Source organism: Pantoea sp. AS-PWVM4 (assembly GCF_000468095.1).
GTDB lineage: Bacteria > Pseudomonadota > Gammaproteobacteria > Enterobacterales > Enterobacteriaceae > Pantoea > Pantoea phytobeneficialis.
This window is the reverse complement of the sequence record NZ_ASZC01000002.1, coordinates 20,717-38,145: the sequence shown is the minus strand read 5'-3', so window position 1 is coordinate 38,145 and position 17,429 is coordinate 20,717. Positions and strand designations below refer to the sequence as shown.

15 protein-coding genes and 1 pseudogene are annotated in these 17,429 nt (G+C 52.8%); 9 read left to right on the top strand and 7 right to left on the bottom strand.

What is annotated here, in order from left to right; genetic code table 11:
• Window positions 1–27: 27 nt before the first annotated feature.
• From L579_RS23070 to L579_RS24105, 4 genes and pseudogenes are all read right to left on the bottom strand, one after another.
• Window positions 28–816 carry an FRG domain-containing protein gene (locus L579_RS23070; RefSeq protein WP_036624378.1) on the bottom strand — a complete coding sequence of 263 codons (789 nt, stop codon included), beginning with the start codon at window positions 814–816 and terminating at the stop codon, window positions 28–30.
• 837 nt (window positions 817–1,653) lie between these two features.
• Window positions 1,654–2,658, bottom strand: coding sequence for a DUF4238 domain-containing protein (locus L579_RS00280; RefSeq protein WP_021182313.1), 1,005 nt, complete (start codon window positions 2,656–2,658; stop codon window positions 1,654–1,656).
• Window positions 2,659–2,757: 99 nt separating this feature from the next.
• A complete protein-coding gene (locus tag L579_RS00275; RefSeq protein ID WP_021182312.1) occupies window positions 2,758–3,744 on the bottom strand; it encodes a DUF2971 domain-containing protein in 987 nt (328 codons plus the stop codon).
• Between the two features lie 370 nt (window positions 3,745–4,114).
• Window positions 4,115–4,943 (bottom strand): annotated as a pseudogene (locus L579_RS24105) (hypothetical protein); the annotation flags it as partial.
• A 121-nt stretch (window positions 4,944–5,064) separates the two neighbouring features.
• On the opposite strand from L579_RS24105, the gene L579_RS00265 reads away from it, so the two are divergent.
• The 4 genes from L579_RS00265 (at window position 5,065) to L579_RS00250 (ending at window position 8,210) form a co-directional block, all read left to right on the top strand.
• Window positions 5,065–5,838, top strand: coding sequence for an SDR family oxidoreductase (locus L579_RS00265; protein ID WP_021182310.1), 774 nt, complete (start codon window positions 5,065–5,067; stop codon window positions 5,836–5,838).
• A 79-nt stretch (window positions 5,839–5,917) separates the two neighbouring features.
• Window positions 5,918–6,772 (top strand): thioredoxin family protein, encoded by an 855-nt coding sequence (locus L579_RS00260; protein ID WP_021182309.1) that lies wholly within the window; start codon window positions 5,918–5,920, stop codon window positions 6,770–6,772.
• A 65-nt stretch (window positions 6,773–6,837) separates the two neighbouring features.
• The gene (locus L579_RS00255; protein ID WP_013508187.1) at window positions 6,838–7,752 is read left to right on the top strand and encodes an SPFH domain-containing protein; all 915 of its coding nucleotides are present in this window, start codon (window positions 6,838–6,840) and stop codon (window positions 7,750–7,752) included.
• Window positions 7,752–8,210, top strand: coding sequence for an NfeD family protein (locus tag L579_RS00250; protein ID WP_036624715.1), 459 nt, complete (start codon window positions 7,752–7,754; stop codon window positions 8,208–8,210). Before L579_RS00255 ends, L579_RS00250 begins: the two co-directional genes overlap by 1 nt.
• Here the strand turns inward: L579_RS00250 and cueR are convergent.
• On the bottom strand, window positions 8,186–8,602 hold the full coding sequence (gene cueR / locus L579_RS00245) for a Cu(I)-responsive transcriptional regulator (protein WP_021182307.1): 417 nt from the start codon (window positions 8,600–8,602) through the stop codon (window positions 8,186–8,188). The two genes, L579_RS00250 and cueR, sit on opposite strands and share 25 nt — an antisense overlap.
• A 96-nt stretch (window positions 8,603–8,698) precedes the next feature.
• Between cueR and copA the strand changes: the two genes are divergently transcribed.
• The 3 genes from copA (at window position 8,699) to ybaK (ending at window position 12,729) form a co-directional block, all read left to right on the top strand.
• Complete coding sequence (gene copA, locus L579_RS00240) at window positions 8,699–11,206, top strand: copper-exporting P-type ATPase CopA (protein ID WP_021182306.1); 2,508 nt, start codon at window positions 8,699–8,701, stop codon at window positions 11,204–11,206.
• A 68-nt stretch (window positions 11,207–11,274) separates the two neighbouring features.
• Entirely contained in the window at window positions 11,275–12,078 is an 804-nt protein-coding gene (locus tag L579_RS00235; RefSeq protein WP_021182305.1) for a TraB/GumN family protein, read from the top strand.
• Between the two features lie 171 nt (window positions 12,079–12,249).
• Window positions 12,250–12,729 (top strand): Cys-tRNA(Pro)/Cys-tRNA(Cys) deacylase YbaK, encoded by a 480-nt coding sequence (ybaK, locus tag L579_RS00230; RefSeq protein ID WP_021182304.1) that lies wholly within the window; start codon window positions 12,250–12,252, stop codon window positions 12,727–12,729.
• On the opposite strand, the gene L579_RS00225 is transcribed toward ybaK, so the two are convergent.
• The gene (locus L579_RS00225; RefSeq protein WP_021182303.1) at window positions 12,726–13,595 is read right to left on the bottom strand and encodes a LysR family transcriptional regulator; all 870 of its coding nucleotides are present in this window, start codon (window positions 13,593–13,595) and stop codon (window positions 12,726–12,728) included. The genes ybaK and L579_RS00225 overlap by 4 nt on opposite strands.
• A 90-nt stretch (window positions 13,596–13,685) precedes the next feature.
• On the opposite strand from L579_RS00225, the gene L579_RS00220 reads away from it, so the two are divergent.
• Window positions 13,686–14,120, top strand: coding sequence for a multidrug/biocide efflux PACE transporter (locus L579_RS00220; protein ID WP_021182302.1), 435 nt, complete (start codon window positions 13,686–13,688; stop codon window positions 14,118–14,120).
• Between the two features lie 91 nt (window positions 14,121–14,211).
• On the opposite strand, the gene ushA is transcribed toward L579_RS00220, so the two are convergent.
• Window positions 14,212–15,966, bottom strand: a complete 1,755-nt coding sequence (ushA, locus tag L579_RS00215; protein ID WP_021182301.1) for a bifunctional UDP-sugar hydrolase/5'-nucleotidase UshA — start codon at window positions 15,964–15,966, stop codon at window positions 14,212–14,214.
• Between the two features lie 162 nt (window positions 15,967–16,128).
• Between ushA and L579_RS00210 the strand changes: the two genes are divergently transcribed.
• Window positions 16,129–17,331 carry an MFS transporter gene (locus tag L579_RS00210; RefSeq protein WP_021182300.1) on the top strand — a complete coding sequence of 401 codons (1,203 nt, stop codon included), beginning with the start codon at window positions 16,129–16,131 and terminating at the stop codon, window positions 17,329–17,331.
• Window positions 17,332–17,429: the final 98 nt, after the last annotated feature.

The following is a 17,429-nucleotide window of genomic DNA, read 5'->3' as shown; positions in this document are numbered from 1 at the left end:
TTGTCACTTACAACCTAACACATACATTCACCATCTATCATTGCTGTAAATTTCAAATTTTTCACTATTACTATAACTGAAACCATCAATATCTGGAAATAATGTCAAATGCCTAATGTCAAACGTTCCTTCTAGTAATTTCACAGCATAACTTTTAAATATTGGCGTCAATGCTATAGCTAAAAAAACATTATTTTTCTTTTCGAAAGATAAACTTCCAGCAGGATCGTTGGATACTGAACTATACACGAACTGTGCACTTTGCGCTGCGATTCGTTTAGTAACAACGGGTGGTTGCCATGTCTGTGGGTGCGTAAGATTCTCCAAGGTAGGGTTTCCTAAAGTATCATCATAACCTCCGATTTCTAATTCACCTTCATATCCTCCCAGATGATCAGTATGAAGGCCAAACAATAGCCCAACAGAATCAGGATGAGATTTGCAAGCAAACCATAATGAAACCAGCATATTTCTCGAAAAATCAATTAACCTTGTAGCAGCCCCATGATGTTGAAGTTTTGCCAATACCTCAAGATCAGATAGTTTTCTGCCATTCTCATAGTCATATCCTTGATGAGCAGCCCGTACTAATAATCTTTTCTCATATGCTCTTACATGATTTTCAGTTACTATCCTTCCACTATTATTAAGCCTTCTGTAAGCGGCACTATGAATCGGCCAATCAATGTCTGCCTGCCCCCTCCACATATAGACATTCATTCTTTTCCCAGCATGCTGCGAGGTTAAAGTAAGTATTTGCCCAAAATCTTCCGGAGCAGGAACTTCACCAAATAATTTTGTTTTTAACTTATCCATATCACCCTCTCTGATGCCCACTATTTGAGGCTCTTATTCTTTAATGTGTAAATGACTAATTACCGCAGGTATCCAAACCTATAACTGTGTATAATATCAGTACAATATTTTCAGTTTATTTCAGAATTTTTTTCAGTACAAGAATCCCACAACCCTTAACTTACATGGGCTTTCACCTTTTTTCGTTCCTGCCGATTCGATCCATCAGAGATCTGACCAACTGACGTAAAACACATAATTACCTTATATTTCATAATTATACATTTCTCCTCAGATCCTCAGACGATCCCGAAAACTGAAAAAGACTGAATTTCTTTTCACTATTTTCAGTTGGCGAACTCTGGCAGAAAGCCTGTAGCAGTGCAGGCTGGCGCGGCGGTTTGTAGAAAATCAGAACTGAAAAATTTTTATGATGCAAAACCCGCAGGCGGGTGCGGTGTAGCGCCGTTTTGGTGAGTGAGGAGATTATTTTGTCATAGCTGAAACGCCGCCAGCGCCACGCTGCGCATGCGATCCTCCTGTGAGGATACCAACCGCAGGCTGGGCATGAGAAAGGCGCTGGGTGCGCTCTAGTGGGGCTGGGTGTGTAATGGCATGTGATTTGACTCCCCTTGAGCATTTTACTTGGCGACCGTTTGCCAATTACTTAACCAGTGCCAACAAAAACTGATCGGTGGCGTGAGGGGCGTGGCATTACCTGACCGGCAGTTGTGTGCCAGGAGCTGACGTTGATAAACTCTGTTGTCCGGGACGGATCAGCACATGTATTCAGCCTAATATCGGGGGTAACAATCTCATAGCGGTTTAATCATTTCTATGAATTATGTATTGTATATTTTATCCAATTGTAAACCGCAAACCGGTTTTAAAGCTCTGATGATCAGAAATCATTTTCCAGACGAGCGCGAAATCGTCTTTTTCACAGAATACGTATTGCTCGGAAAACAGAACTTGCTGGCTGTTTAGCCACATTACTTGGTCCGGCGCAGACTTCATTGTATGGAAATTAATAAAGGCGTTGGCCTTGGCAATACGACTTGTAGGATTTAAGCCGGGAGGGAGGGTCAACGGGGCAAATGCCATGCGGCGCTGCAAGTCTCTTTTGCGACTGATTTGTAACTCTCGGATAGAGGGGCAGTACATACCGAGCGTCAGTGTAGAGGAGAGCGGCAGGTAAATCTGAATGCCCGGTAGAGCCAACCCGAGGTTACCGTATGGGCCGAAATCATTTTGGTTATGCATTACAACAGGACTGTCAGACACGTAGAAAGGATGATCCGAGGTTGTCTCGAAGAGATACCAATCCTTGTTCAGAAGGTGGTCGATGTGTGAAGTCTGCTGCACTAGTTGCCGCAGGAAAATATTCCGTGAGTCCTGTTCGGGCGAGAATCCTAGTGCTTCGGCAACCTGCTCCGGAGTAGCTCCCATGGCGGTAACCTTGTCAGCGATAGCGGATATCAGCCCAGTGATGCGTTGCTGCTCGCTAAAGGTTCGTGCACGTTGAACTGCAACGAACACGGCGAGCTTATAGCGTTCCTCGCCTGAGAGATTACGGATATCTCGGTATTTTAGCAGTTGATGGATCACGGGTGCCGCTTCGCTTTCGTATATACCCATTAGCGGCTCTAGGCTAAGTCTTTCAGGATGATCGTCGAGATTATAGAAGGTGTTCCGGACGGTCGCATTCATGATATTAGTAACAAAACAACGTTCGTTATGCTTATCAAAGGCATAAAGCTGAGGATACTTACCCCTACCTAAGGTTGCAAAGCCCTCCAGCAAAAAACGTGGCACTGTATGCTGCCTTACAACATCAGTCTGCAGACTTAGTGAGCCGGCCATAGTAATTACTCCGTCAAAGCCATCATCAGAAGAAAAGCCATTTGATAACCTTCTGTAAGAAAATGTTGATAACCAGATATCCTACATGCCTAATTATAATCACAAACTTTCATAATTAAGACTATCTTCATCGTCATTAAAGTCATCGAGCATTTGAAACGCATCACGACTTCGCTCATAATTACTTTCAGGGTATGATCGAAATTCAATATTTTCCAAATCAATCAACGTTCTTTTTAACTTGAAGGAGTCATTAGAAAGCGACATTTCGTAGAAATTAATGTCACCTAGCCTTGATTGCAATGCTCTCATGACGGAAAACTTAGCAGATTCTTTAAACCTCAAGCCGAATGTGACATCGCTTAATCGAAATTGTGAATCCTGTAAACCTTGATTATTAATGACTCGATATTCATTCTCATATTTCCACGAAGGAGCTTTACTGAGAAGAATGACCCTATCAATCTCTTTTTTCGCAGTGTTTCTTACATTATCACTGTCACCAAATAACATATCATGAACTTGCTGAGTTCTAATAAAACGCTTCCCTTTGTAATCAACAGGGTAGATTTCTGCGGATTCATTCTCAGAAACGTCATACCCTATACAAAACCCCTTGTGTTGGTCAGCATAGTGCGACCACATCAAGGGGCAATTAAATTTTTTTGCTAATGAAAGAACGCCAACTTTATAATTTTTTAGTAAATATCTTTTAATATAATAACTGGCACTATCAAAAAAATCGCCACCAAAAAAATCAACACTTTCTACAATACCACTGATTAACTTTCGAGCTTCACTCTCACCTAGCATTTCAATTTTTTCTAATGTTTTTGGACCTCTGTATTTGATTTTTGTTGCTGCTTTCTGTAGTTCCTTTTGATGATTTTCCTTTACTAATTTATGAAGAATAGCGTTCAACTCATTTAAATCATCGATGTCATTTAACACGGAAGGATTACAATCTAAAGGATCATTGAATGTTGTTGGATCTGCATAGTACAGCCTATCACTTACAAGCAAGTCAAGGCTATCAACACTAAAACTTTTATATTTATATAAACGAGAGGGGATATTCTTTATCATCACTTCTATCTCATAATTTTTTTGGGATAGTATCTACATTTTCCGTGCCCATGCACAATAGTAAAATCGAAAAATACTCTCTACGTAAGAGGACGCCTTTTCCCTATGGATATTCATCAACTTGAGCGGGGAAACTTGGGCATTCCTAGTTGACGATACACCTCGATATTCATTAAGCCTTAAAAGTAGTGAGATAGATGCGAACTTCCGCTCCTCGCTCAAACCTGCCATTCAACTCGGCAGGGAACCTGTCTCTATTTTTTGTTGGAGAGGAGCAAGTGAAATGCAAAGTGGTGATCAAGTGATTGCAAATACTCAGCTGATGACGGGCATAAAAAAAACCGCTGTGATAGCGGGTTAACGGGATGGGTTACTGACCTATGACCGGTGAATATTTCGCGGCCAGCGCCGTGGCCTGCTGGCCACTCTGCGCAATAGCGGCGCTGTTAGTGGGCTGCCCCGTTTACGGGTGCGTGTGGCTGGCCAGCTGTTCAGCCAACTGCTGCACCAGCGAAACGGTATCAAGCATCAGTTGTGCAACGTTAATCTGAGCGGAACCAATCCACACGACCGGCGCGATAATCTCCTGCCTTGTTCCTGCGATACTCTGGAGCAGCTGGCCAACCTTCTCAACCAGCTCTTTTCCGACCGTGACCGCTGTCTTGCCGGTGACATCGGTTTCCATATCCCCGGCCACAGATACCAGGTGTTTCCCCTTTACACCCAGGCTGAAATCACCCGTTGTCACCTGCACGATGGCACCGGCAAGTAACGAAGCCGTACCCAGCACCGTGGTTTTATCTGTTGCCTTGACGGTCGTTTCACGGCTGACCAGCTCGCGTGATTCTGTATCGGCTTTCACCTCGCGCGCCATTGAGGTTTCACGGATGGCCTGATCGGTTTTGCGCTCCCAGTCTCCGGCCTGTGTGACGCGCTGTGATACCTCTTCACGCTGCTGCTGCAACTGCTCACCCGGCTTGATGTCCGGCAGGCTTGTGCCATCCGGCACGGTCTGACGTACAAACGGCTTATCAGGTCGCCCGCCGTTAAATCCCACCTCAACCAGCGTGCCTTCAGGGGGAAACTGAAACATCCCCGAATCATTACCGGCCATCGGCACCGGCAACGGAACGGCGGGAAAAACGGGCGTACCCATCCGGTTTTCCTTCAGCCTCAAGCCGCTGGGCAACTTCTGTGTAGCATGAGTAAAGAAACACGATGGCGACAAGATAGTGGCATACCGAACCAACTCAGCGTTCTCAAAAAAGATAAATTGATTTAAATTCAATTAATAATTTTGATTCCGATGGATAGTCAGTAATGCAAAAAACCATTCTTATCACCGGCTGCTCCAGCGGTATCGGCCTGGTGGCCGCCAATGACCTGCTGATGCGCGGTTATCGCGTGATTGCCGCCTGCCGTCGGGCGGAAGACGTTGCGCGCATGCATGCGCTTGGTTTTATCGGCATTACGCTCGATCTGGACGATCCGGCCAGTGTCGATGCCGCAGCGGATCAGGTCATTGCGCTGACAGAAAATCGTCTTCACGGGCTGTTCAACAACGCCGGTTTTGGCATTTATGGACCGCTCGCCAGCCTGTCTCGCCAGCAACTGGAGCAACAATTCTCCACTAACTTCTTTGGGACGCATCAACTGACCATGCGCCTGTTGCCCGCCCTGCAAGCCAGCGGCAGCGGACGTATCATTAATACCAGCTCGGTGCTGGGGGTGATCTCCACCCCCGGACGTGGCGCTTACGCTGCCAGTAAATATGCGCTCGAAGCCTGGAGCGATGCGCTGCGCATGGAGTTACGCACCACGGGCGTGCGCGTCAGCCTGATTGAGCCAGGGCCGATCCATACCCGTTTTACGGAAAACGTCCATCAGGGGGAAAGTGACAAACCGGTGCGTAATCCCGGCATCGCCGCGCATTTTTCCCTGCCGCCTGAGGCGATCCTGCCGAAGCTGCGTCACGCCCTGGAAAGCGCGCATCCGCGCCTGCGTTATCCGGTGACGCTGGTGAGTTGGACCATGAGCCTGTTAAAAAGAGTACTGCCAGGCTGGATGCTGGATCGCATTTTGCGCAGCAAATAGGCTGCAAGCCTGATTAGAACTTGAAGCCGGGCAGCTTGCCCCCATATTCTCAACACACTTTCAGCAAAGAGACGTATTCATGTCACACGCTTTGATTATCGACATCAACGAATCCAATCTGCATCAGACGCTGGAACAATCCATGCAGCTGCCGGTGCTGTTTTATTTCTGGTCCGATCGCAGCCAGCACTGCCAGCAACTGACGCCGGTGCTGGAGCACCTGGCCCAGGAGTACGCTGGTCAGTTTATTCTGGCAAAACTGGATTGCGATAAAGAGCAGATGGTGGCTTCTCAATTTGGTCTGCGCTCCATCCCGACGGTGTACCTGTTCCAGAACGGTCAACCGGTCGATGGCTTCCAGGGGCCGCAGCCAGAGGAGGCGATTCGCGCCCTGCTGCAAAAAGTGCTGCCGCGTGAAGAAGAACTGAAAGCCCAGCAGGCGATAGCCCTGATGGAAGAAGGCAAACCGCTGGAGGCGCTGCCGCTGTTGAAAGATGCCTGGCAGCTGAGTAATCAGGCCAGCGAAATTGGCTTCCTGCTGGCGGAAGTTCTGATCACCCTGAATCGCAGCGATGAAGCGGAAGCGGTGTTAAATGCGGTGCCGTTGCAGGATCAGGACACCCGCTATCAAAGCCTGGTAGCGCAAATCGAGCTGCTGAAAAAAGCCGCCGACACGCCAGAAATTCAACTGTTGCAGGAGCAACTGGCGAATGAGCCCGCGAACGCCGAGCTGGCTGCTAAACTGTCGTTACAGCTGCATCAGGTTGGTCGTAATGAAGAAGCCCTTGAATTGCTATTTGGTTTCCTGAAAAGCGACCTCAACGCCGGTGACGGCCAGGTGCGTAAAATGTTGCAGGAAATTCTGGCCGCACTCGGCACCGGTGATGCCCTGGCTGCACGTTATCGTCGCCAGCTTTATTCGCTGCTGTACTAATCAGTACGGGGTAGTAATCGGGCCGAAGCGACTCGGCCCGAAACAGTGACAACCTGGAGGTTATTATGTTGACCGTGATGCCAGTCATCATCGTACTCGCGTTGGTGACCGTTTGGGCCGGAGTAAAAATTGTGCCACAGGGTTATCAGTGGACGGTTGAGCGCTTTGGGCGCTATACCCGCACGCTGCAACCTGGCCTGACGTTAGTTGTTCCCTTCATGGATCGCATTGGCCGCAAGGTCAACATGATGGAGCGCGTCCTTGATATCCCCTCTCAGGAAGTCATCTCGAAAGATAATGCCAACGTCACCATCGACGCCGTCTGCTTCCTTCAGGTGATCGACGCGGCGCGCACAGCGTATGAAGTCAGCAACCTTGAGCTGGCAATTCTCAATCTCACCATGACCAACATTCGTACCGTATTAGGCGGCATGGAGTTGGATGAAATGCTGTCGCAGCGCGATAACATCAATACCCGCCTGCTGCATATTGTCGATGAAGCGACCAATCCCTGGGGTGTAAAAATCACCCGTATCGAAATTCGTGATGTGCGTCCGCCGCAGGAGTTGATTGCGGCCATGAACGCGCAGATGAAAGCCGAACGGACTAAACGCGCCGATATTCTGACGGCAGAAGGGGTGCGACAGGCTGCGATTCTACGCGCCGAGGGGGAAAAACAGTCGCAGATCCTGAAAGCTGAAGGGGAGCGAACCGCCGCGTTCCTGCATGCTGAAGCACGAGAGCGTCAGGCACAGGCGGAAGCCAGTGCAACGCGCATGGTTTCTGAAGCCATCGCCGCCGGGGATATTCAGGCCGTGAACTACTTCGTGGCGCAGAAATATACCGATGCGTTGCAGAAAATTGGTGAAGCCAATAACAGCAAAGTGGTGATGATGCCATTGGATGCCACCAGCCTGCTCGGCTCGGTAGCCGGAATTAGCGAGCTGCTGAAAGAGAGCGGCCGGGAGCGCAAACCGTGATCCTGATGGAGCTGATTGCCCACCCGCACTGGTTCTGGCTGACGCTGGGCGGCCTGCTGCTGGCGGCTGAAATGCTTGGCACCAGCGGCTATCTGCTGTGGAGCGGGCTGGCAGCGGTGCTGGTTGGCCTTATCGAGTGGTTTTTTCCCTTCTCGTGGACCAGCCAGGGCCTGTTGTTCGCAGTGTTAACTCTGCTGTGTGTCTATTTCTGGTATCGCTGGATGCGTTACCGCGAAGCCTCGCAACAACCCAATAGCCTGAATCAGCGTGGTACGCAACTTATCGGCCAACACTTTACGCTGGAAAACGCCCTGAAAGACGGCACCGGCCATGCGCGCATTGGCGACAGCAGCTGGCGCGTGCAGGCAGAGAGCGATCTGCCTGCCGGTACCCAGGTCATCGTCACTGGCGTAGTTGGCATTACGCTGATGATTCAGCCTCGCTTTCCGGCTGTCTGATGGCAGCAGCCCGCCAGGTGGTTGATGATGGGGCACTCCGCGCCATCATCGCCAGGACAGGCTTCGGCCAGCGCCAGTAAACGCGCCCGCATGGCGTGTAATTCTTCAATATGCGCCGCGATCTCATCCGCTTTCTGCAAAGTGCGCGCTTTTACGTCGGCGCTGTGGCGGGCAGGATCGTTAAACAACGTCACCAGTTCGCGACATTCGTCGAGAGTGAACCCCACCTGACGCGCCTGACGCAACAGATTGAGTTCATCAATATGGTGTGGATTGTAACTACGATAACCATTTTCACTGCGCAGCGGTGGCGTGACGACGCCCTTCTCTTCATAGAAACGAATCGCTTTGCTGGTCAGCCCGGTTTTTTTGGCAACATCGCTAATGTTCATGTGATCCCCTTGACCTTCCCCTGAATGGAAGGTTTAGGCTTTATAACTAATGCAAAGTCTGCATGCAGTCAAACCTGAACGCATAAGGAGTTAAATATGTCACACACACAGTTGCTGGCGCTGGACGGCCTCTCCTGCGGCCACTGCGTCAAACGCGTCAAAGAAGCGCTGGAACAGCGCAGCGATGTTGAACAGGCTGAGGTTACCCAACAGGAAGCGCGTGTCACCGGTGCTGCCAGCGCCAGCGATTTGATCGCGACCGTAGAACAGGCAGGTTACCACGCAGCACTGAAAGACAGCCCAAAGTCTGAACCGTTGACAGCATCAGAGCCGCAGCCGGAGGCGCTGACAACGGAGGAACGATCGCAACCGGCAGATGACACCCTGCCCGTCCACCACCTGCTGATTGGCGGCATGAGCTGCGCCAGCTGTGTGAGTCGTGTCGAGCAGGCATTGCAAAAGGTACCCGGCGTCAGCCAGGCACGCGTTAACCTGGGTGAGCGCAGCGCGCTGGTATTGGGCGATGCGCAACCCGCGGCGTTAATTGGCGCTGTCGATCAGGCGGGTTATTCGGCAGAAATCATCGAAGATGAGCAAACTCGCCGGGAACGCCAGCAGGTCAGCGCCCGCCAGGCGATGCGCCGCTTTGGCTGGCAATCCGCGCTGGCATTGTTGCTCGGCGTACCCATGATGATCTGGGGCATGCTGGGCGACAACATGATGCTCAGCGACAGCAATATCACCCTATGGCGCTCACTGGGCGTGATCACCCTGTTGGTGATGGTGATTGCCGGTGGCCATTTCTACCGCAGCGCCTGGCGTAGCCTGCGCCACGGCACCGCCACCATGGATACGTTGGTAGCGCTCGGAACCGGTGCCGCCTGGCTCTACTCAATGAGCGTCGCGCTCTGGCCACAATTTTTCCCGCATCAGGCCCGGCATCTCTATTTTGAAGCCAGCGTGATGATTATTGGTCTGATCAACCTCGGTCATGCGCTGGAACAACGCGCAAGGCAGCGTGCCTCACAGGCGCTGGAACGTTTGCTGGACTTAACCCCAGCGCAGGCTCGCGTCATTACCGACCAGGGTGAAACCCTGATACCGCTCAGCGATGTGCAGCCTGGTATGGTGATTAAACTGGTCACCGGCGATCGTATCCCGGTTGATGGCGAAGTGGAAAGCGGCGAAGGCTGGTGCGACGAAGCGATGCTGACCGGCGAAGCGGTGCCGCAAACTAAACAGGCCGGAGATAAAGTCTTTGCTGGTACGCTGCTCCAGGATGGCACGTTGCGCTTTGTCGCGCGCGCCACCGGCAGCCATACCACGCTGGCACGCATCATCAATCTGGTCCGTCAGGCGCAAAGCAGTAAGCCCGATATCGGACGTCTCGCCGACCGCATCTCCGCCGTGTTTGTGCCGGTGGTGGTGGCGATTGCGCTGTTAAGTGGCCTGGTGTGGTATCTGGCCGGACCGCAACCGCAGTTGGCTTATACGTTGGTGATTGTCACTACGGTGCTGATTATCGCCTGTCCTTGCGCCCTTGGTCTGGCAACGCCAATGTCGGTGATTGCTGGCGTCGGACGTGCCGCAGAACTTGGCGTGCTGGTGCGTGATGCGGATGCACTCCAGCGCGCCAGTGAAGTTGACACCCTGGTATTTGATAAAACCGGCACCCTGACCCAGGGCACGCCGCAGGTGAGCGATGTGTTGTTGTATAGCGACTGGGATCGTCAGCAGGTACTGCACGCTGCCGCCCAGCTGGAACAGGGTTCCAGCCATCCACTGGCAACCGCAATTATCGCGGCAGTGCCGGATCTGCCTGCCGTTGATGTTGAGCAATTTCGTACAATACGCGGTAAGGGCGTGAGCGCTACAGTGGCAGGCAGAACCTTGCTGCTCGGCAACCTGGCGCTGATGGAAGCCCAACAAGTGGATTGCACACCCGCCCGTGAAGATATTGAACGTCTGGCGGCGCTGGGTGCCACGCCAGTGCTGTTGGCCGATGACAGGCAACTGCTGGGGTTGATCGCGCTACGTGACAATCTGCGTCCGGAGAGCCGCGCGGCGCTGCAACGCCTGCATCAGTTGGGGTTTCAGCTGGTGATGCTGACCGGTGACCATGAAAAAACCGCACGCGCAATCGCTGCTGAAGCCGGTATCGACGACGTGATCGCCGGGGTGCTGCCAGAAGGCAAAGCACAAGCCATCGAGCAGTTGCAACAACAGGGGCGCAAAGTGGTGATGGTCGGTGATGGCATCAATGATGCTCCGGCGCTGGCCCAGGCAGATGTTGGTATTGCTATGGGTGGCGGTAGCGATGTGGCGGTTGAAACCGCCGCCATGACGCTGATGCGTAATGATCTGCACTGCGTGGTGGATGCGCTGGCGATTTCCCGCGCCACGCTGCGTAATATGCGGCAGAACCTGCTGGGTGCATTTATTTACAACAGCTTTGGCATTCCGATTGCCGCAGGTGTGCTTTATCCGTTCACCGGCATGCTGCTTAGCCCGATTGTGGCGGGTGCGGCGATGGCGCTCTCCTCCATCACGGTGGTGAGTAATGCTAATCGTCTGTTGCGGTTTAAGCCACCGGTACACGAATAGCAAGCCCTGCCCTGTTTTTCGCGCGATGAAATCGCTAGCATGGATTTTTGACTTAAAAAGGACAGGGAATGAGACGCAGCCCGTGGCAATGCGTAACACAGCTGGCATCGCGACTTTTTCCGGCCAGCTACGCCTGGCCCGCGATGGATATTCAGTTGGGCAATCGCCAGTTACACCTGGTCGGCAGCATTCATATGGGTACACGCGATATGCAGCCGCTGCCGGCACGTTTGTTGCGCCAACTGGCGAAAGCCGACGCGCTGATCGTTGAAGCGGACATCACCCAAGGCGGTTCCCCCTTTGTCGAAGGAGAAAACCTGCCGCCGCTGGCAGAACGCCTCGACAGCGAGACCCTGACCAGGCTAACCGAGCTCTGCGATGAGCTGATGCTGTCGGTAATGATGTTTGACAACCTGCCGATGTGGCAGATTGCCCTGATGTTGCAAGCGCAGCAGGCACAGCGCCTCGGGTTGCGGCCACAATATGGCATCGATTATCAACTGTTGCAGGCTGCCAAAGCGACCCATAAGCCGGTGATTGAGCTGGAAGGACCGGACACACAAATCGCACTGCTGAAGTCGTTGCCGGAGAATGGCCTGCCCTTGTTGCTGGATACGCTGGAACACTGGCACACCAACGCACGTTTGCTGCAAACCATGATCAGCTGGTGGCTGGATGCACCGCCGAAGCAGCAGCCGGTCGCGCTACCCACCACCTTCAGCAATGAATTGAATGACACCTTGATGCGCAACCGCAATCAGCACTGGCGCGAATTGTTGCTGGCATTACCGCCGGGACGTTATGTGGTGGCCGTGGGGGCGTTGCATCTTTACGGGGATGATAATTTACCGGGCCTGTTCAAAGCGCGCTAAAAAAAGAAGGCCGATATTACTATCGGCCCGTCAAAGAGGAATTTGTTTATGATTTTGGTTATCACACAGCCATTGCTGGCTGGCGCGGGCCAATTCTCGCGCAAAGTTCAGAATTTCGCCAGTACTATTCGCCGTTTCTGAAATAAGATTTTCCTTAGCAAGGATCGAAAAATGACGCCCGCTGTAAAACTGCTGGAAAAACAAAAAGTCACCTTTACTCTGCATCCGTATGATCATGACAGCCATGAAACCAACTTTGGCGACGAAGCGGTGCGAAAACTGAATCTCGATGCTCGACAGGTATTCAAAACGCTGCTGGTGGCTCTGAATGGCGATGCGAAACACCTGGCAGTAGCGGTTACGCCGGTGTCCAGTCAGCTCGATTTGAAGAAAGTCGCCAAAGCGCTGGGGGCGAAAAAAGCCGATATGGCTGACCCGCTGCTGGCACAGCGCGTCACCGGGTATCTGGTGGGCGGCATCAGCCCGCTGGGGCAGAAAAAACGCCTGCCCACGGTGATTGATCAACAAGCGGCGGAATTTGCCACCATCTTTATCTCCGGCGGTAAACGCGGGCTGGATATCGAACTGGCGGCACAGGATCTGGCGCGTTTGCTGGATGCCTCCCTGGCCGATGTGGCACGCCGCGATTAATCAGGCTGCTGGGCGCAAAGTTGATCGATCATCCAGCGCCCGGCAGGTCCCGGTGGATTACGCGTCGACCAGACCGCTTCCACCGCAATATGCTGCGGCCAGCCTGACACCGGCAACTCCTTCAACACCTGATGACCAAACTGCTGCACCAGCCAGCGCGGCAACACGCTCCAGCCAAATCCCTGCTCCGCCATCTCCAGTAATAACAGATAAGACGGTGCCGACCACACCCGGCCCGCTGGCATCGGGTCACGCGTCTCCACCCAGGTATTGAGCCGCAACTGACGCAACGCCCCGAGTTGCGCTTCGGTAACCTGTTTCTGCTGGGCCAACGCCTGGTCCTGATGCAGATAAATCGCCATCTGCGCCTCCACCTGTAAGCGTGCCACCGCGATATCTGGCGGTAATGAGGGCTGAGCGCGCACCACCCCAAGATGCACGCGTCCGGCCTGTAGCAGGTCCAGCACGTCGGCATCTTCGGCGATCATGCATTCAAATTCGATATCCGGATAGCGCGCTTCAAAACGCTTCAGCAGCGTTTCATGATATTCCGCCTGCCAGAAATCGGAGATTGCCAGACTGAGGCGCGGCTCGACACCCTGCGACAGTCGCACCGCCAGCTCATCCAGCCGCTGGCTGGCCGCCAGGATCTGCTGCACCTGCGCCAGTGCTCGCTGTCCCTGCTCGGTTAATACCGGCTGACGTCCCTGCCGATCAAACAACATAAAGCCTAAATCATCTTCGAGATTCGCCACCGCGCTACTGATGGTGGACTGGCTTTTGCCCAACGCCCGTGCCGCCGCAGAGAATGACCCGCTGGCGACGGTCTGCACAAAAGCCTCAAGGGATTCCGGGGAGTATTTCATAGTTATCCATCGCTTTTATCGATAGGTGTTCATTTTATCTTAATTTCGGCAAGTGAGAAAATGCGTCCTGTAATGAATCAGGAGGTTTTTATGCGTACCCGTTCTTTGAAAGAACGTTTTTTCCACGCTGCTGGCTTTGAAATTCTGGCGATTTTGACTGTTTCCCCGTTAGCCGCCTGGGTAATGGATAAGCCGCTGTTTGAAATGGGGCTGTTGGCGATCATGCTGTCGACCGTCGCCATGCTGTGGAACATGATTTATAACGCCGGATTTGATCGCCTGTACCCACGGGATCGGGTGCAGCGAGGCGCTGGCCTGCGCGTACTGCACGCGCTGGGTTTTGAGGGCGGTTTTATTGTGATTGGTTTACCGATTGCTGCCTGGATGCTCAGTATCACGTTGTTGCAGGCGTTGATGGTGGAAGTGGCGTTTTTCCTGTTCTTCCTGCCCTACACCATCGCGTATAACTGGCTGTGGGATATTCTGCGTCAGCGCTGGCTCACGCGCAAAGCGTGCCAGGCGTGAATATTGGGCAAAACAAAAACTGCGTGATAAATCACGCCGCTACGTCACCGTGCACGGTCGGTAGCGGCGCGATTTATCGTGCAATGATGCATTAGTTTTCCACCGCATGCGGCAGTATCCATGCCAGCACCGTCTTCGGATAGCTGCGCTTCCTGGGTTTCTCCGGCGCGCTATCCCGTTGCTGTTTCTGCTCCGCGGTCAGGTGCACAATCCCCTCTCCCGGTGCGTAGTCACTTACTTTCAACGGTGAATGCTGACTCACCCAGCCGCGCAACACATCCGCATCGCGCAACCCGGTGTTGGTGTAACCTGCGAGGTTATCAATGCGCGGATAACCATCGCCGCCGGTAGCGTTGAAGCTGTTGGTCGCCATGCGATAGGTTTTATCCTGCTGTAATGGCTCACCGTTGATCTTCACCTCACTGACATCGCTACCATCCGCCACCAGGCTGATATTGGCAAACTGCGCAAAGCCACCGGCATCGGTTTTAATATTGGCAACGGTTGCCAGATACGTCAGCAATTGATTACCGGTCAGGGTGACGGACACCACCTGATTGCTGAAGGGCTGCACCTGCAACACATCGCGCCAGCTGATCGCCCCTTGCGGCAGTGAAGTACGAATCCCGCCACCGCTCATCACCGCAAAATCTGCTTTGGTGGCGGCCATCTGCGCACGCAGAATTAACTGGCCGAGGTTAGTTTGTTCAAAACGCACCTTGTCCCGCTCGCCAACAAAGACACCGTCGCTGCTGCCGACCGGCACATCCAGTTTGGCTTCTGCGCGTTTCTGGAAGGGGGTCAGCAGTTTCATCATCGCCGGATTCGGTGGGATCTCCTGCTGCCAGGTCAGCCAGGACTCGCTGCCATCCGCATTCTTGATCTTATGCTTCAGATTGACCGGGATCAGTTGGTAGCTATCCAGCGCCAGCTCACCGTTGCGGAAGGTAAAATCACCGCGCCCGACGAATTTACCCCACTCTTTCGCTTGTACGATCCACACACCATTCTGGCGATCCGGCTGGCAGGGCTGGCCTGGCTGATAATTTTTCACGCTGACGTTCTCTTTCTCCATGCACACCGCATCGTGTGAATGGCCGCCAACGATCAGGTTCACGGTGCCAGGCGGCAAGCTGCGTGCCAGCTCGACATCGCCCGGCGCATTGCTGCCATGCTGGCCGTCGTCGTAATGGCCCATGTGGGTGAGAAGAATAATCACATCCGGCTTGACGCTGGCACGTAACTCAGCCACCGCTTTTTCGGTTTCAGTGACCGGATCTCGAATCTCGATAGTTGCCATATTGGCCGGATTGGCGATACGCAGGGTGTCGGGCGTGGTCAGGCCGATTACGGCAACTTTCAGCCCCATCCGGGTAAAGACCGCCCAGGGCTTGAACAGCCGTTGGCCGCTGGATTTTGCGTAAATATTGGCGGAAAGAAAGGGAAATTTGGCCCATTTCTGCTGCTTTTGCAGCACGCTGAGCGGTTTATCAAACTCATGGTTACCCAGCGCCATCGCATCATAGCCCACCAGGTTCATGCCGCGAATATCGGGTTCCGCATCAAGCAAATCCGACTCCGGCACACCGGTATTAACGTCACCGCCGGAAAGGATCAGCACACCGCTTCCTTTTGATTGCGCATCATAACGTTGCGTATCCATCAGGGTTTTCTGCGCGGCCAGACCATACTCGCCCTGCGCGTTGGGCCAGAAATGACCATGCTGATCGTTGGTATGCAGGATAGTAAGACGGTAGCTGCGGTCGGGCTGCCATGCCTGTGCCAGTATCGGCAGCAACAGGATAATCAATGCCAGCCAATGGCTTTTGCGCGGAATTAACAACAAGCCGATCTCCTTATTCTGCGTTTTTCCACTAACCAGTGGACTTTATGTGCTTTATCGCCCTTCTGTGTCGCACAGATCGCACTTTAACTCAAGATGAAAGGCTTATAGAGTCTTGAGAGAAGTAACAATCTGATAACGAAAATTGACCCTCTCAGGATTTCTATGGCAAGTGATCATACTCTCTCATCCCCGGCACGCGCACCGGGGCGCACGGCGTTCGGCATTTTAGGGGCGATCAGCCTCGCGCATCTGCTGAACGATATGTTGCAGTCGCTGTTGCTGGCGATTTACCCGCTGTTGCAAAAAGATTTTAGTCTCAATTTTGTGCAAATCGGTTTAATCACTCTCACCTTCCAGGTGACCGCCTCGCTGCTGCAACCCGTGGTCGGCTACTACACCGACAAATATCCCAAACCCTGGTCGTTACCGGTTGGCATGGGTTTTACCCTGTGTGGCCTGGTGCTGCTGACGTTCGCCAGTGACTATCTCCAGGTGCTGCTGGCAGCGGCACTGGTGGGTAGCGGTTCATCAATTTTTCATCCCGAATCTTCCCGTGTCGCCCGTATGGCATCCGGTGGACGTCATGGCCTGGCGCAATCGCTGTTCCAGGTGGGCGGGAATTTCGGCAGTGCACTCGGCCCGCTGCTGGCCGCAATGATTGTTGCACCCTATGGCAAAGGCCATCTCGGCTGGTTCGTGCTGGCCGCGTTGCTGGGGATCATCGTGTTGTTGCAGGTCAGCCGCTGGTATAGCCACCAGCAGCGCGCCAGTAAAGCCAAAGCTGCCACGGTGTTGTCCAATCCGCTGCCGCGAAAAAAAGTGGTGCTGGCGATCAGCATTTTGCTGCTGCTGATTTTCTCCAAGTACTTCTATCTCACCAGCCTGAGCAGCTACTACACCTTCTATTTAATGCAGAAATTCGGCCTCTCGGTGCAGGCGTCGCAATTTCATCTGTTTGTATTTCTTGGCGCAGTGGCGGCAGGGACCATTATTGGTGGGCCGATTGGCGACAAAATTGGTCGTAAGTATGTGATCTGGTGCTCGATTCTCGGTGTCGCCCCCTTTACGCTGCTGTTGCCGCACGCGTCATTAATGTGGACAAGTGTACTGAGCGTAATTATTGGTCTGATTCTCGCCTCGGCGTTTTCTGCCATTCTGGTGTACGCGCAGGAGTTGCTACCGGGACGTATCGGTATGGTTTCCGGGCTATTTTTCGGTTTTGCCTTCGGTATGGGTGGGCTGGGTGCCGCCGTGCTGGGGGTGGTGGCAGACCACACCAGCATCGAATGGGTATATCAAATCTGTGCCTGGTTGCCACTTATCGGCCTTTTGACCGCTTTCCTGCCAGATAACCGTCACGCCTGAGCCTGTTTCGGGGGGTAATTATTTTTCCTTGCCCCCCTTTATTCAGCATGAATCCTGCCGATATTGTGAGATAACTGAAGAAAATGACACTTCGGTTG